This window comes from Sphingobacterium sp. lm-10, assembly GCF_023554555.1.
GTDB lineage: Bacteria > Bacteroidota > Bacteroidia > Sphingobacteriales > Sphingobacteriaceae > Sphingobacterium.
Genome location: NZ_JAMJWC010000001.1, coordinates 817,068 through 831,733, shown reverse-complemented (window position 1 = coordinate 831,733; position 14,666 = coordinate 817,068). Strand labels below are relative to the sequence as shown.

Below are 14,666 nucleotides of genomic sequence, written 5' to 3'. Positions count from 1 at the left end.
AAAAAAAACTAAACTTATTTATGTCTTACATTTCTAATGACAGACCCCAGCCAGATCAAGTGCTGGTAGACATCGCAAACTACGTCTTACAGTACGAAATTAAAAGTGACTTGGCACTTCAGACCGCTCATTATTGCTTTCTGGATACCATTGGTTGCGGACTGGAAGCATTAAGCTATCCTGCTTGTACCAAATTGCTCGGCCCGATTATTCCCGGCACCATAGTGCCACATGGTGCGAAAGTGCCAGGCACGTCATTTCAGCTAGATCCAGTGCAGGCGGCATTTAATATTGGCACTTTGGTACGCTGGCTGGATTTCAATGATACTTGGTTGGCCGCAGAATGGGGGCATCCGTCCGACAATCTTGGGGCGATCCTTGCTGTAGCCGACTGGACAAGTCGTACCGCAATCGCGGCTGGTAAACCTGCTGTAAAAATGCAAGCGGTTTTAGAAGCTATGGTGATGGCTCATGAAATCCAAGGCGTATTAGCACTCGAAAACGCATTCAACAAAGTAGGCTTGGACCATGTTTTATTGGTAAAAGTAGCCTCTACCGCTGTAGCAGGAAGATTACTTGGCTTAACGCATGAAGAAATTATCAATGCACTTTCTTTAGCATTTGTAGATGGACAGTCTTTGCGTACCTACCGGCATGCCCCCAACACCGGAAGTCGCAAATCGTGGGCTGCTGGAGATGCTACCTCTCGTGCCGTACGGCTGGCTTTGATCGCGCAAACGGGAGAAATGGGCTATCCTTCCGTCTTAACAGCACCGATCTGGGGATTTTATGACGTTTCCTTCAAAGGAAAGCCTTTTCAGTTTCAGCGCGGTTACGAAAGCTATGTCATGGAAAACGTACTGTTTAAAATCTCCTTCCCGGCAGAATTCCACGCGCAAACTGCCGTAGAAGCAGCGATGACCATTCATCATCAGCTACAGGAAGTCGGAAAAACGGTTGAAGATATTAAAAACATCACGATACGTACCCATGAGGCAGCCATTAGGATCATCGATAAAAAAGGGCCACTACACAATCCGGCAGACCGCGATCATGCCATGCAATACATGGTGGCAATTCCTTTGTTGTTTGGCCGCCTGACCGCTTCGGATTACGAAGATACGGTAGCCTCGGATTCCCGTATAGACAGCCTACGAGATAAAATGAATTGTGTAGAAGATCCGCAATTCACTGCAGACTATCACGATCCGGAAAAGAGAGCCATTGCCAATGCGTTGACCGTTTCTTTCCAGGATGGTAGTTCACTTCCTGAAGTGATCGTGGAGTACCCAATAGGTCATCGCCGTCGCCGGGATGAGGGTATTCCAAAACTAATTCAGAAATACAAAATCAACCTCAATAGGGTATATGCCGCCAAACAGCAAGCTCAACTACTCGATAGTACGCTAAATTTCGAGACGTTTAGAAACCTATCCGTACACGAATTAATGGATAGATTGTCTGTGCCGTATCCGGCAAGCTAACAGTTTTTATATAGCATTCTACGATGGATTCCAATTACTTTGGAATCCATCATAGAATGCAAAATTTTGAGCGGACAGATCTCGCAGCTGAGGCGGAATTTCCCACTGGGCTCCATGCGAGGCAAATCGTTCGCAGTCTCCCACAAATGTCGCAATCCCCACTTGATCAATGTGAGCGAACACACCGCCAGTGTGTGGTACGTAACCGATACCCAAAACCGATCCCAAATCCCCGTCGATGGGCTGTGCAATAATCCCACTAGACAAACAGCGAAAAGCATCCAAAGCGACTACATGCAACAGTCGTTTACCCAGATCTTGTATTTCTTGATCTGTATAGTCTTTCGGGTTAAGGGGCTCGTTCAGATTGCCTCGCTTTCCATGCTCATCATACTGATAGAAGCCAGCATTCGCTTTTCTACCTATTCTTCCCTCGGCAATCATTTGCTCGAGGTACGCATAGGCTGCGTACTGCGCATCGTGTAGTGTGGGGAATTGATCGTAGACATGTAGCATCAGGGGAAGTGATATTTCATCCAACACCAGTAAAGGCCCTACTGGAAAGCCCGCTTTCCGAGCCACTAGTTCTACCACAGAGGGCGATACTCCCTCCAAAACCATCGTAATTCCCTCTAACAGATAATTGAAAAAAATACGTGAAGTAAAGAAGCCGGGGCCATCCTGTACCACAATAGGTATCTTGCCTAGTAGATGTACACATTGAAGAGCGGTATCTTTTGTCGCTTCATCCGTATCTGGCCCAATAATTACTTCGACCAAAGGCATTCTATCTACTGGAGAGAAGAAATGTAAACCAATGAAACTAGAAGGGTTTTGGCTAGCTTGAGCAAGCTGCCCGATGGGCAAAGATGTGGTATTGGAAGCAAAAGCAGTCGACTTACCGAGATTTGAAGATACCTCTGCGATCAAGGCAGTTTTTAGATTCATATCTTCGAATACAGCCTCAATGACAATATCTGCGGTATATAAGTCTGTAAAGTTGGCCGAAGTGGTGATGCGTTTCAGCAAATTAACTTGCTCGTTTGAGGGCATTTTATCCTGAGATACCAGCTTATCGCTCACTTTCTGCGCATAGTTTTTCCCATGATTCGCTTTGGACAAATCGGTATCCAACAACGTTACTTGTAAACCAGCACGCGCACCTTCATACGCGATGCCCGAACCCATCATACCTGCGCCAATAACACCGATTTGCCCAATATCGCGAGCATTAGTTTCTGAAATTTCCTGAATCTGCTGCTTAGCTCCATTAATCCCATAATAATTTGTCCGGATCATGGCCACGACCTGATCAGAAGTTGCTACCTGAACATATAAATGATGCTCCTCTTTAATCAATACATTGATATCTGTACCGGCCTTATATTTTGTAAGAAGCTTTTGGCAAGCAATGACTCCGGGAAAATGAGCGTTTATCCTCGAAGGTGGGAGCAGCTCTCGGTTCTTCTTAACGTCCGAAGACAGTTCTTGTTGTGCTTCAGGAGTATGCAAATAAGCGGACATACTGCTCGATAAATCACCTATGCCTTCGACCTCCTGATCAATAATGCCGATAGACAAAGCATCTCGTCTGTTGTAGAGAAGAGCTTGTGTCGCTAAACGGAAGGCAAAATCTTCGCCCCACAATTGAACCATCCTACTGAAGCTACCCAGACCAGGAAGAAGTCCGAAAGCAGTTTCTGGGAATCCGACAAATCCCTCCGATCCAATAGTGATCCGATAATCTGCCAAGAGTGCGAAGGCAAAATTATCACCAACACAATCGCCATGTAGCACAGCAATCAATGCCTTTCTATACCCTCGAATTTTCTCCATCAATGTTTGTATTTGCCGGAGATTCTCTGATAAATCTTTCTCCTTTTTAGCAGACTTTACCAATGAAATATAATCGGGCTGGATCGTAGATTCCAGCTGCGGCAGGTGATAGTAAATCGCGCGAATATCTTCTTGCCCAAACCATTCATCCGCTACTGTTAAGAGGGCTAATACCTGATGAGCAGGTGACATTGTTTTAGCATCCGGTTCGAAGGTAATTTCTAAAACGCCATGGTCGTGCTGGCTAACTGTAAATAATTTATGATAGATTGAAGTGCTCATACTAGGTGTATTAATGCTAATTATTAGGGGTGGACGGCTTGTATTCTACCTGATCGATCGTCATCTTGGCGATAATCTCCAGCATAATTTCTGATGTACCACCGATGATGGTACCTACGCGGACATCGCGGTACATGCGTGCGAGTTTGTAATCTTCGGTAAATCCGTAGCCACCAAAAAATTGCAAGCACTGGTTGACCACACGGATCGCTAACTCACTTGCCTGCAACTTGGCAATCGAACATTCTTTCACCGCATATACCTGTTGTTCCTGCAAATCACAACAATGTTTTACAAACGCTTTTTGCACCAGTATATCCGCTTCCATCTGCGCAATGCTATGGCGTAACACTTGAAAGTCTTTCAGCTTTTGGTTGAAAGCGCTCCGATTTTGAATATAATCCAGTGCATAATGCAAAGCGGATTCTGCGGTGGCTAAGCTATGTATTGCTGCCGTTAAGCGCTCCAATTGTAGGCCGCCCATCAGGTAGGTAAAACCACTTCCTTCGATGCCAACCAGATTTGCTACAGGTACCCTTACCTGATCAAAATGAAGTTCGGCTGTATCCGAGGCATGCCAGCCCATTTTTTCGATCTTTTGAGCAGAGACACCCGTTGCATTTCGGTCTATCACCAGCAAGCTCATGCCTTTAGTACCCGCGTTGGGGTCTGTCTTCACGGCAGTAATAAAGAAATCCCCGTAGTAGCCATTGGTAATAAATGTTTTCGCACCATTTACAATATAATCATCACCATCTCTGACCGCCGTCGTCTGTATATTTTTAACGTCAGAGCCTGCTCCCGGTTCGGTAATGGCGATTGCACTGACCAAATCACCACTAATAACTCCTTGAAGATATCTTTTCTGTAAATCGGCAGACCCATATTTCCACAAATACGGCGCAGACATAAACTGAATCACCAATGCTGAAATGGTAAAGCCACCGGAAAAACATTTGGAAAGCTCTTCACAAAAAATCATCGAATAGTAAAAGTCGAGTTGTAATCCTCCCAAATCTTCCGGAAAGTTTAAACCTAGAAAACCCATGTCACCCATCTTTTTCCAGATGTTTCGATCTATTTGTCCCTGTTTTTCCCATTGATCAACATGAGGGAGGATCTCTTTTTTGATAAAAGCACGTAAGCTATCGCGAAAAGCAAGGTGCTCCGAAGTTAAGGCATTATGAATCATATAAGTCGGTTTATTCAGTTATGGCAAATTAAAGAATTCTTATGAATGAGATGCGAGAATCCTATTGATAGACTGCTACATTTCGAAGCAATGTCTTTTAGATATGAAAGAGATCAATTTATTACTTTGACAAATTGCTAATCTATGGGTAAGATTAGTAGAGATAATATATTTCTGCTAATCTCCAAAAAATAAGGTCTTAAATAATGCTAAATAAATTAGTATATTTGAACATCAACGATGAAAACATGTCAAAGGAATTGCGGGAATATGCTATTGTAGATATTGAGACGACAGGTGGTAGCGCGGAGAGAAGTAAGATTACGGAAGTCGCTATTGCCATTCATAATGGCGTCGAAGTGATCGAACGTTGGGAGAGTCTGATTAATCCGCAGCAACTTATTCCTACGGCTATCTTTAGCCTCACAGGGATTACGGACGAGATGGTGTCTGATGCGCCACTATTTTCAGAGGTCGCAAATACCATTTATGCGTTATTGAAAGATCGCATCTTTGTGGCGCATAATGTAAACTTTGACTATTCCTTCATAAAGCATCAGTTATCTGAATCTGAAATCCAATGGCAGGCTCCAAAACTCTGTACCGTACGTTTGGCACGAAAGATTAAACCTGGATTGCCTTCTTACAGCTTAGGCCGACTATGTGATGCATTGCATATTTGCGTGCAGCATCGACATCGTGCAGGTGGTGATGTCGCCGCTACTGTCGCGCTTTTTGACTTGCTACTCGCGGCAGATAGCGAAGCCGTATTCTTACAGATGTTACGAAAGAATGGTGCAGCGCAACGTTTGCCCGCAAATTTATCCCAAAACACCTTTGATAACCTGCCTCTCTCGGCTGGCGTATATTATTTTCATGACCGATCGGGTCGCGTGATTTATGTGGGCAAAGCCATCAATATTAAAAAACGCGTTGCCGGACACTTCACGGGTCACAATATCCAAGCTAAGCGGCAGGGTTTTCTGCAGGAGATATATGACATTTCCTATGAGCTATGTGGTACCGAATTGATGGCGCTGCTGTTGGAATGTTTAGAAATAAATCGTCTGTGGCCAAAATACAACCGTGCATTAAAGCGTGTGGAGCCCAAATACGGATTGGTAAGCTATATGGGTATGGATGGTTATGAGCATCTTAGCCTCACCAAACTAATCAAACATCAGCCCAGTATCCAATCTTTTTACAGCCTTCGTGAAGGCGTAGCAGTACTTCGAAAGATGATCAGCGATGGGGGCTTAGATAACCGATTTTGCCATTTTCCTTTAGAAGTGAGGTTGCCACACACGCCAGATCTACGCCTACGCCGATTACAAGATCTGCCAGATCAGGAACTTTACAACCTTCAAGTTGCTGAAGCGGTTGCGTCGGCAGTAACAGATACTTCCAGCTATTTGATTGTAGACCGAGGGCGACATGAGGAAGAGAAAAGCTGTATCTGGATCGAAAAAGGAAAGTTTTATGCCATGGGCTATATCCCTAAAGAAAGCCAATCTAACAGCTGGGAAGATTACAAAAACGAATTACAACGGCACCGTGGCAACGAGTACATGATGCAATTGATCGAATCTTTCTTAGCAAAATCAACCAGCAAACATCAAATAATTCTGGTAGATGACCAGTATTTAGATGAAACAGCGAGTATAAAACCAGTAACGCTTCGTATGAGGTTTGTGTAGGTGCTGTGTATCTATTTGGGTTATAATTAAAGGCATTACACCTTTTAGCGGTTGCTATTAGCGGAATTCACACTAAAATATTACATGTTTTTCAATGAAAATGTGTTAAAATGGACTAATTTCGAGCACATTGATTTATAACTAACAGCAAGATTACCAAATGAAACATTTTTTTATTGCCTGTTTAGTTTGCCTGGCCACGATATCCTATGCTCAAGAGAAGGAAAAAGCGCAACAAAAGGCAAATTATGCACTGGCTGCTAAATTCTCGCCAGAGAAATTGAAAAATCTAATACACTCTACCAGTGTTACTCCCAATTGGATCAATCATTCAGATCGATTTTGGTATGAATACAGTTCGCCTGCAGGCAAAAACTGGTATGTAGTAGATCCCGTTGCCAAACGTAAATCATTATTGTTTGATCATAATGATTTGGCGGCAAAGATCACCCGTATCGTAAGAAATCCATTCGATGGTCAACACTTGGATTTAAAAGACTTGCGCTTTACAGATGATGAAAAGTATATTCAGTTTGAAGTTCAAAGCACAAAAGACACGGTGAAAAGCAAAGAGGAAATTGCGAAGCTTAAGAACAAATCCGACACGATCAAGAAGAAAGTATTTCATTTAGAATATGACCTGGCTTCGGGAGCGCTTCGGGAGATTAGTGACCTTACCAAAGAAAAGCGCGCGCTGTCTTGGGCTAGTTTCAATCCAGATACTACACGTGTTTATTTTGCCAAGAATTATAATTTGTATTGGATGGATAAGTCCAATTATGACAAGGCGGTAAAAGATGAAAAAGACAGTACCATCGTGGAGCATCAATTTACCACAGATGGTGTGTTGAATTATGCCTGGGGTGGTGATGAATACAGTGTCACCACAGGAGGAGACAAGGAAGAGGCCGACAAACGGAAAGCCGTTTACTTAAGTTGGTCGCCAGATGGTCGCCATTTTGTACACACCCGTAAAGATGGCCGTCATTTAAGTCCGCTATGGGTAATCAATAATGTGGGAGCGAAGCGTCCTACATTAGAAACATACAAATATCAAATGCCGGGTGAGGTAGACTCTACAGAAACAGAACTGTACATTTTTGATGCACAAACGCTGTCACCAAGGCGCGTAGCCGTTGCCGCTTACAAGAACCAGTCTATTGGAATATGGAGAAAAGACAGGGATAAAAGCAGTTACCTCGGAAAGCGCTATATCGGATATTGGCATGGTAATAATGACGAGTTTTATATCTCCCGCTCTAGTCGCGATCTAAAACGCATCGATGTATTGGCCGTAAATATCAATGGTAATGTGCGCACCTTGGTAGAGGAACGCTCGAATGTGTATCAGGACATCCACAAACCTTATCTGGTAAACGATGGTAAACAGTTTGTTCACTGGTCGCAACGCGACGGTTGGGGACATCTATACCTGTATGATAACCAGGGAAATCTACAGCGTCAATTGACTTCCGGAACGTATAATGTAGATGATGTACAAGCCTATCAATCGGGCAACAATTCCATCTTATTTACAGCAAATGGAAAAGAGAATGGAGAAGATCCTTATTTTCTACATTATTACAGCGTCAGCTTGAATGGGGGAATACCAAAATTATTAAATCCAGGCGATTTTGATCACCAAATTACCAGCAGTGAAAGTGGTAATTACTTTGTCAACAATTTCTCGCGGGTTAATACTACCCCAGAATCTAATTTGTACGGCGCAAATGGCCGATTGATCATGAAACTCGAAAAGGCAGATCTATCCGGATTATTTGCTGCCGGATACCAATTTCCAGAGCCATTCAAAGTGAAAGCCGGAGATGGCACCACGGATTTGTATGGCGTGATGTACAAGCCATTTGATTTTGATTCGACGAAGACCTATCCTTTGGTGGAGTATGTATATCCAGGCCCACAAACCGAAGCAGTAAATAAGTCCTTTGGTCGCAGCATGGATCGTATTGATCGCTTGGCACAAATGGGTTTTATTGTCATCACGGTGGGCAATCGGGGAGGGCATCCTGCACGGTCGCAGTGGTACCATACCTATGGATATGGTAACTTGCGTGATTACGGCTTGGAAGACAAGAAAGTAGCAGCAGAGCAGTTGGCAGATCGTCATCCCTTTATCGATGTTAATCGTGTCGGAATTACGGGTCATTCGGGTGGTGGCTTTATGTCTACCGCAGCCATGTTGGTATATCCTGATTTCTTTAAAGTAGCCGTATCTGGTGCAGGGAACCATGAAAACAATATTTATAATCGTTGGTGGAGCGAACGCCATCATGGCGTAGGAGAGAAGATCTCAGAAAAAGGAGATACCACCTTTACTTATGATATCGACAAAAACTCCGCATTGGCGAAAAACCTGAAAGGAAAATTGCTTATCGCCACCGGTGATATTGACAACAATGTGCATCCGGCAAATTCTATTCGCATGGCGGAGGCTTTGATTAAAGCCAACAAGCGTTTTGATTTCTTGCTGTTACCCGGTCAGCGGCATGCTTTCGGTGATATGACCGAGTATTTCTTCTGGAAAATGGCGGACTACTTCTCTCAACATCTTATCGGAGACTCTAAGATGGAAGAAGTAGATATGGTGGAGATGAATCGGGAAAAACCGTTGCGTCGCTAAATTTAGCTATCAAATAATGATGTTGGCTTTTTGAAAGTCACTATTTAAAGCAAATGCTCGTCCTAAATGGATGGGCATTTGTTTTAAACGGAAAAAATAATGCTGTAAAAATTAGGTGAAAATTAGCTATTTTAGCCAACGATGAATAGGGATTATCCAGATAAGAAACGTCGATCCAGGCAGGTAATTATCTTCATTTTGAAGATCGTGGTGTCGGGACTATTAATTTGGAGCGAGGTGCAGTTCGAAGAGTTTTATGCTTTGACTCCGGGCTCGAATAGAACTAGAAGTTTTCCCTCGCAAATGGTGGTTGCGGCTTACACTTTTTTGATACCTAGTATCTTTTTCTCGATTATACGCTACGCCTTTATTGCGATCTACAATGCCCGAAATGCAAACCGGGCAGTGCGTGGTAATTTTGTGTTGGGGATGAACCGATTGACGGCCGTGGCCAATGCCATCTGTGCCGTTATTGCCATGATGATATTCTTCGGTATTAATCCGTTGGAGTTTGTCACCAGCTTAACCATTGTGGCGATGGCAATCGCGGTTACTTTCCGAGACTATATCACCAATATGATTAGTGGCTTGATTATTATGTTTTCCGACCAATTATCGATTGGAGATCGTATTCGTGTAGGCAATCAGCAAGGACGCATCATCGATATTACGTTGGCAAATATTGTTTTCCAAGATGAAGAAGACGATATGGTGATGGTACCCAACAACATGGTATTTACCTCTACGCTTACCAATCACTCCGCACATCCATCCAGTCTATTTGCCGTAAAATTTGAATTACCACTCCATATAGCACTCGAGGTAGAGCAATTGGAAAATGCGCTCCGAGAAAGTCTTCAAGCACATCCGAATTTGGAAGCTGGTGAAGAAATGGAATTAAAAGTGGTGGAGATCGGGAAGGACTTTGTAAAATATCGCATCGATCTGCATGCTGTCAGCAACAGCAATAAGTTACACAGACGATTGGAAAATGAAATTTTGAAAGAAGTGCTGAAGTTCGAACAAGATCGTACCGCTGCTAAGTCCGTCTAACCTTTACCTCTTTCACAAAATGCTGGGCATCTTTTGTCAGGATTAGATCGGCACGGTAGCGGGTCGGCAAAATGTTTTCATGCAAGTTGGGCCGATTAATCTCATTCCAGATTCCACTGGCCATTTCCTGGCTTTCCTGAGGTGACATATCTGCGTACTTATGGAAATAGGAGTTGGCATCCTGAAAAGCTGTTGCACGAAGCGATTCAAAACGATCTATATACCAACTTACAATATCTTCCTCAGCAGCATCTACATAGATGGATAAGTCAAAAAAATCAGATACGAACACACCATTTCCCGCCTGTTTCTGGGAATTTACTTGCAATACATTAATGCCTTCTACAATTAGGATGTCTGGCTGTGCAATAGTTTGAAATTCATCGGGTAAGATATCGTAAACGAGGTGCGAATATAGGGGCAGCTTGTACGTTCGATTGCCCGATTTCATTTCAGAAAGAAAGTTCAATAGCAAGCGTGTATCATAACTTTCTGGAAATCCTTTTCTATTCAGTATTCCTTTTGCAATTAGTTCCGCATTAGGATATAAAAAACCATCCGTGGTTACCAGATCTACTCTGGGCTTATCTGGCAATAGCGATAGTACTTTCTGAAGCACTCTGGCCGTCGTACTTTTACCGACTGCTACAGAACCAGCAATGCCAATGATAAATGGCAGTCTTTTTTCTTCGCGGTGAAAGTATTCGTTGTTTAAAGCATGTAACGAGCGATATTGTCGAATATGTAATTCGATAAGGCTAGATAGCGGAAAGTAAATATCTTCGATCTCTGCAATGTTTAATGGCTCGCCCAACGCCCGTAGGTTATCCAGGTCTGTAGCGGCCATGTTATGTGAACGTTTGCCATTAAGATTTTTCCATTCCTCTTTGGTGAAGGTGTGAAATGGATTGGTAAACGTTTGCTCTTGTATCGAAGACATGATTTGTGTGTTTTGCTGGCACAAATATAAACTATGAAGCTATATTTTACTTAGCATTTTTTTAAACGGAAGCTAATAATCCCTCTAATATTAACCCACCAGTGGCAGGATTGGTAGCTAAAGGTACATTATATAGATCACATATTCTCATAAGCATTTGAATATCTGGTTCATGTGGATGTTTTCCTAAAGGATCACGAAAGAAGATTATCCCATTGACTTTACCCTCAGCGGCTAATGCTGCTATCTGAGCATCACCACCTTTTGGACCGCTTAGTTTCAGTTCTACTTCCAGTCCAGTTTGTTTAACGTAAGTTCCGGTAGTACCAGTTGCTATGATATGAGCTTTAGCCAGCGCTTCTCTGTGATCTTTTACAAAGGCAACCATCTCGGCTTTCTTCCCGTCATGTGCTACTAGAGCGATTGTTTTCATCATTATTATAAAAGGTATTTAATTAGGTATTGGTTTTTTCACAACGTTTTTTGCAGTGGCTTACTTGATATCTCGGATGCATCAAGATAGTACTTCGTAAAGGTTTATCCAAAAAATATGTAAGACACGACGATTGCTGCAATAACTCCGACTAATTCTGCGAGCAAAGCGCAAGGCAAAGCATGTCGGGTATTCTTTATAGCAACGGAGCCAAAATATACGGCTAACACGTAAAAAGTAGTTTCTGTAGAACCTTGAATCACACAGGCTACACGGGAAGCAAAATCATCTGCTCCTTTGGTAGCCATCAATTCTACCATCAAACCGCGTGCACCGGAGCCGCTTAGCGGTTTCATAAATGCCACCGGCAGCGCATCCACAAAGCCTGTATCTAAACCTGCACTGGCTATTAGAAATGCTATACCATCTACCAGATAATCCATGGTACCCGATGCTCGGAATACAGCAATACCTACTAGTATAGCCACCAAATAAGGAATAATCTTTACCGCCACTTCAAAACCCTCTTTGGCCCCCTCGATAAAAGCGTCGTAAACATTTATTTTTCGAAATAACGCTAAGGCGATAAAGGATACGAAGATGGTAAATAAGGTGACATTACCCACCACACGAGATAGTACGCCAATTTGCTCTTGGCTCAGCGTATTAAAGTAAAGCAACGTGCCAAATACCAGAATCGACAAACCGCCCAAATACGCTAATATGGTTCTATTCAGCAGGTTGATCCGCTGGTAGATTGCGACTAAAATCAACGCCGCTAGTGTCGAGAAGAAAGTGGCTATTAATATAGGCAAAAAGATGTCTGAAGGCTGTGCGGCTCCTGCTGTTTGTCTATATGCCATAATAGAGATCGGCAGAAGAGTTAAGCTGGAAGCGTTGAGCACGATAAACATGATTTGGGCATTCGAGGCCGTCTCCTTTTGCGGGTTAAGCTCTTGTAACTCTTTCATCGCTTTGAGTCCTAAAGGCGTAGCCGCATTGTCAAGTCCTAAAGCGTTTGCAGAGAAATTCATCAAGATCGATCCCAATGCAGGGTGATTCTTGGGGATTTCTGGAAAAAGTTTATGGAAAAATGGGCCGACGATGCGTGCAAAAATAGCAATCATTCCACCTCGTTCGCCGATTTTCATGATGCCTAAAGCAAAGGTCATCATGCCAACCAGCCCTAAGCTGATTGTCGCTCCGTTTGCAGCACTTTCAAACAAGGAATTCACGATGTGCTGAAAAATCTCGGTATCACCACCGATCAGCTTGATCAGTGCCACGACAAAGGTGATCAAAAAAAATGATACCCAAACGTAATTAAGCGCCATATTGATGTGGATTGTGCGGTAAATGTACGCATTTTATAGAAAAGTACAGATCGGATCATGTCTAACAAATAATTGCTAATTTTTTCTAAAAGCACGAATGGCTTAAGCCTTTACGAATATTTGCCACAATTATTATTTAATTTGCCCATGGAAACAGGGAGTATATCTGAAAAGTAGGACTCCTATTGCTGTAAGCTATTACTTAAAAACAAGAGATTCAGGAGCATATTTCAATGCATTTCGAAGAAAGCTATACCTTAAAACATGACAACCCGCAAAAGTCTGCAAAAACGTTAGACTATACTTTATTTTTTCTCGATTCTTCCGGATTTGTGATATCGTACAATGGAGAAATTGAAAAATTTCTTCCTGAAGGGATAGATAAAGTTCATGGATTGAGCTTTTTGGAGCTTATCGGTGCCGAAGACACCTCCGCAGAAATGCGGGAGCAAGTAATTAGAGAACTAATCGTAAACGGAAGAAGCAGAAGACGCATTCACTTAAATAATGATCAGGGGGCGGGAGCTTATTCTGTGGGGATAGCCACGCTCAGAGATGGTGAAGAACATATTTGTGGCTTTGCTATGTTGATTGTGCCTAGTGTTAATATGGATGATACGGTCGTGGTTGATATGATCAGTGAAATCAAAGATTACGCCATATTTCGATTAAATACCGAGGGCAATGTCGAAAATTGGAATCGTGGAGCTGAACGTATTAAAGGGTATTATGCTGATGAAATAGTAGGGAAGAATTTTTCTCTGTTTTATACAGAGGAAGATCGGATCGCCGGGATGCCTTCAGCGTTATTGGAACGGGCTAGAAGTAAAGGCAGTGCGAATACCACAGGCTGGAGAGTACGGAAAGACGGAGGGAGATTCTGGGGGACTGTTACCATCACCGCAATTCATGACAGGGAAGGCCTTGTTATCGGTTTTTCTAAAGTGACACGCGATCTCACCGATGAGCACAATGCTGAGATTTCCTTAAGTGAGTTACATCGTCAGTTGATCATTAAAACCCATGATGTCGAACAGTTTACTTTCGCGGCATCCCACGACCTCTTAAGCCCAGCACATTCAATTATCAGCGTTTCAGGTTTGCTTAGGGAAACCCTACAAGAAAAATTGCGAGATGAAGATCTATACCTCTTTCAGGCAATAGAGGATTCTGCGGGTAGGATCATACAGATGCTAAAAACCTTATTGGATCATTTAAAATTAGATGGCAATTCGGCAAAGGAAAGTTGTAACCTTACGGAAATTGTAGACCATGTAAAGATGGATTTGCGCGTACAAATTTTAGATACAAAGGCCGTTATTACTTGTAGTGATCTACCTGTTGTAAATGGGCATGCCACGTTTTTATATCAGCTGTTCCAAAATTTATTAAGCAACGCCCTTAAATTTCGTCGGGAGGAAAGTATTCCAGAAATCCAGATAGAGGCTAATGACGAGGGCGAACATTGGCTTTTTCGTGTCATTGACAATGGGATAGGTATTGCCGATAAAGATCGTGAAAGGATTTTTACTTTATTTCAGCGGCTTCATTCCGAGGAAGTGTATACCGGTAGTGGTATTGGGTTGACTACTAGCCAAAAAATAGTAGAGCTACACGGAGGGGAAATCTGGGTAGAATCAAAATTTCCAGAAGGTTCCATCATCTTATTTACATTATCCAAATGATCAACTATAAAATTTTTTTTCGGTCTTTAGTTGCTAAATTTAACCCTTTAACGGATGTAGAATTTATCCTGATGTAATCATCCTGGCTT

General features: G+C 42.7%; 10 protein-coding genes. 5 read left to right on the top strand and 5 right to left on the bottom strand.

Annotation, left to right across the window (positions count from 1 at the left end; translation table 11 throughout):
- Window positions 1-20 precede the first annotated feature (20 nt).
- Window positions 21-1,484 (top strand): bifunctional 2-methylcitrate dehydratase/aconitate hydratase, encoded by a 1,464-nt coding sequence (locus M8998_RS03275; protein ID WP_249990600.1) that lies wholly within the window; start codon window positions 21-23, stop codon window positions 1,482-1,484.
- Window positions 1,485-1,502: 18 nt separating this feature from the next.
- On the opposite strand, the gene M8998_RS03270 is transcribed toward M8998_RS03275, so the two are convergent.
- Together M8998_RS03270 and M8998_RS03265 are read right to left on the bottom strand one after the other, a co-directional pair.
- Window positions 1,503-3,602, bottom strand: a complete 2,100-nt coding sequence (locus tag M8998_RS03270) for a 3-hydroxyacyl-CoA dehydrogenase NAD-binding domain-containing protein (RefSeq protein ID WP_249990599.1) — start codon at window positions 3,600-3,602, stop codon at window positions 1,503-1,505.
- A 16-nt stretch (window positions 3,603-3,618) separates the two neighbouring features.
- Complete coding sequence (locus M8998_RS03265; protein ID WP_249990598.1) at window positions 3,619-4,794, bottom strand: acyl-CoA dehydrogenase family protein; 1,176 nt, start codon at window positions 4,792-4,794, stop codon at window positions 3,619-3,621.
- A 206-nt stretch (window positions 4,795-5,000) separates the two neighbouring features.
- On the opposite strand from M8998_RS03265, the gene M8998_RS03260 reads away from it, so the two are divergent.
- The 3 genes from M8998_RS03260 (at window position 5,001) to M8998_RS03250 (ending at window position 10,185) form a co-directional block, all read left to right on the top strand.
- The gene (locus M8998_RS03260; RefSeq protein WP_249990597.1) at window positions 5,001-6,491 is read left to right on the top strand and encodes an exonuclease domain-containing protein; all 1,491 of its coding nucleotides are present in this window, start codon (window positions 5,001-5,003) and stop codon (window positions 6,489-6,491) included.
- 160 nt (window positions 6,492-6,651) lie between these two features.
- Window positions 6,652-9,132, top strand: coding sequence for a S9 family peptidase (locus tag M8998_RS03255; protein WP_249990596.1), 2,481 nt, complete (start codon window positions 6,652-6,654; stop codon window positions 9,130-9,132).
- 141 nt (window positions 9,133-9,273) lie between these two features.
- On the top strand, window positions 9,274-10,185 hold the full coding sequence (locus M8998_RS03250; RefSeq protein WP_249990595.1) for a mechanosensitive ion channel family protein: 912 nt from the start codon (window positions 9,274-9,276) through the stop codon (window positions 10,183-10,185).
- On the opposite strand, the gene coaA is transcribed toward M8998_RS03250, so the two are convergent.
- The 3 genes from coaA to M8998_RS03235 all read right to left on the bottom strand — a co-directional run bounded on the left by coaA (window position 10,172) and on the right by M8998_RS03235 (window position 12,892).
- Window positions 10,172-11,125 (bottom strand): type I pantothenate kinase, encoded by a 954-nt coding sequence (gene coaA / locus M8998_RS03245; protein ID WP_249990594.1) that lies wholly within the window; start codon window positions 11,123-11,125, stop codon window positions 10,172-10,174. The two genes, M8998_RS03250 and coaA, sit on opposite strands and share 14 nt — an antisense overlap.
- A gap of 61 nt (window positions 11,126-11,186) precedes the next feature.
- A complete protein-coding gene (locus M8998_RS03240) occupies window positions 11,187-11,561 on the bottom strand; it encodes a methylglyoxal synthase (protein WP_249990593.1) in 375 nt (124 codons plus the stop codon).
- 101 nt (window positions 11,562-11,662) lie between these two features.
- The gene (locus M8998_RS03235; protein ID WP_249990592.1) at window positions 11,663-12,892 is read right to left on the bottom strand and encodes a spore maturation protein; all 1,230 of its coding nucleotides are present in this window, start codon (window positions 12,890-12,892) and stop codon (window positions 11,663-11,665) included.
- Window positions 12,893-13,125: 233 nt separating this feature from the next.
- On the opposite strand from M8998_RS03235, the gene M8998_RS03230 reads away from it, so the two are divergent.
- On the top strand, window positions 13,126-14,577 hold the full coding sequence (locus tag M8998_RS03230) for a sensor histidine kinase (protein WP_249990590.1): 1,452 nt from the start codon (window positions 13,126-13,128) through the stop codon (window positions 14,575-14,577).
- Window positions 14,578-14,666 lie beyond the last annotated feature (89 nt).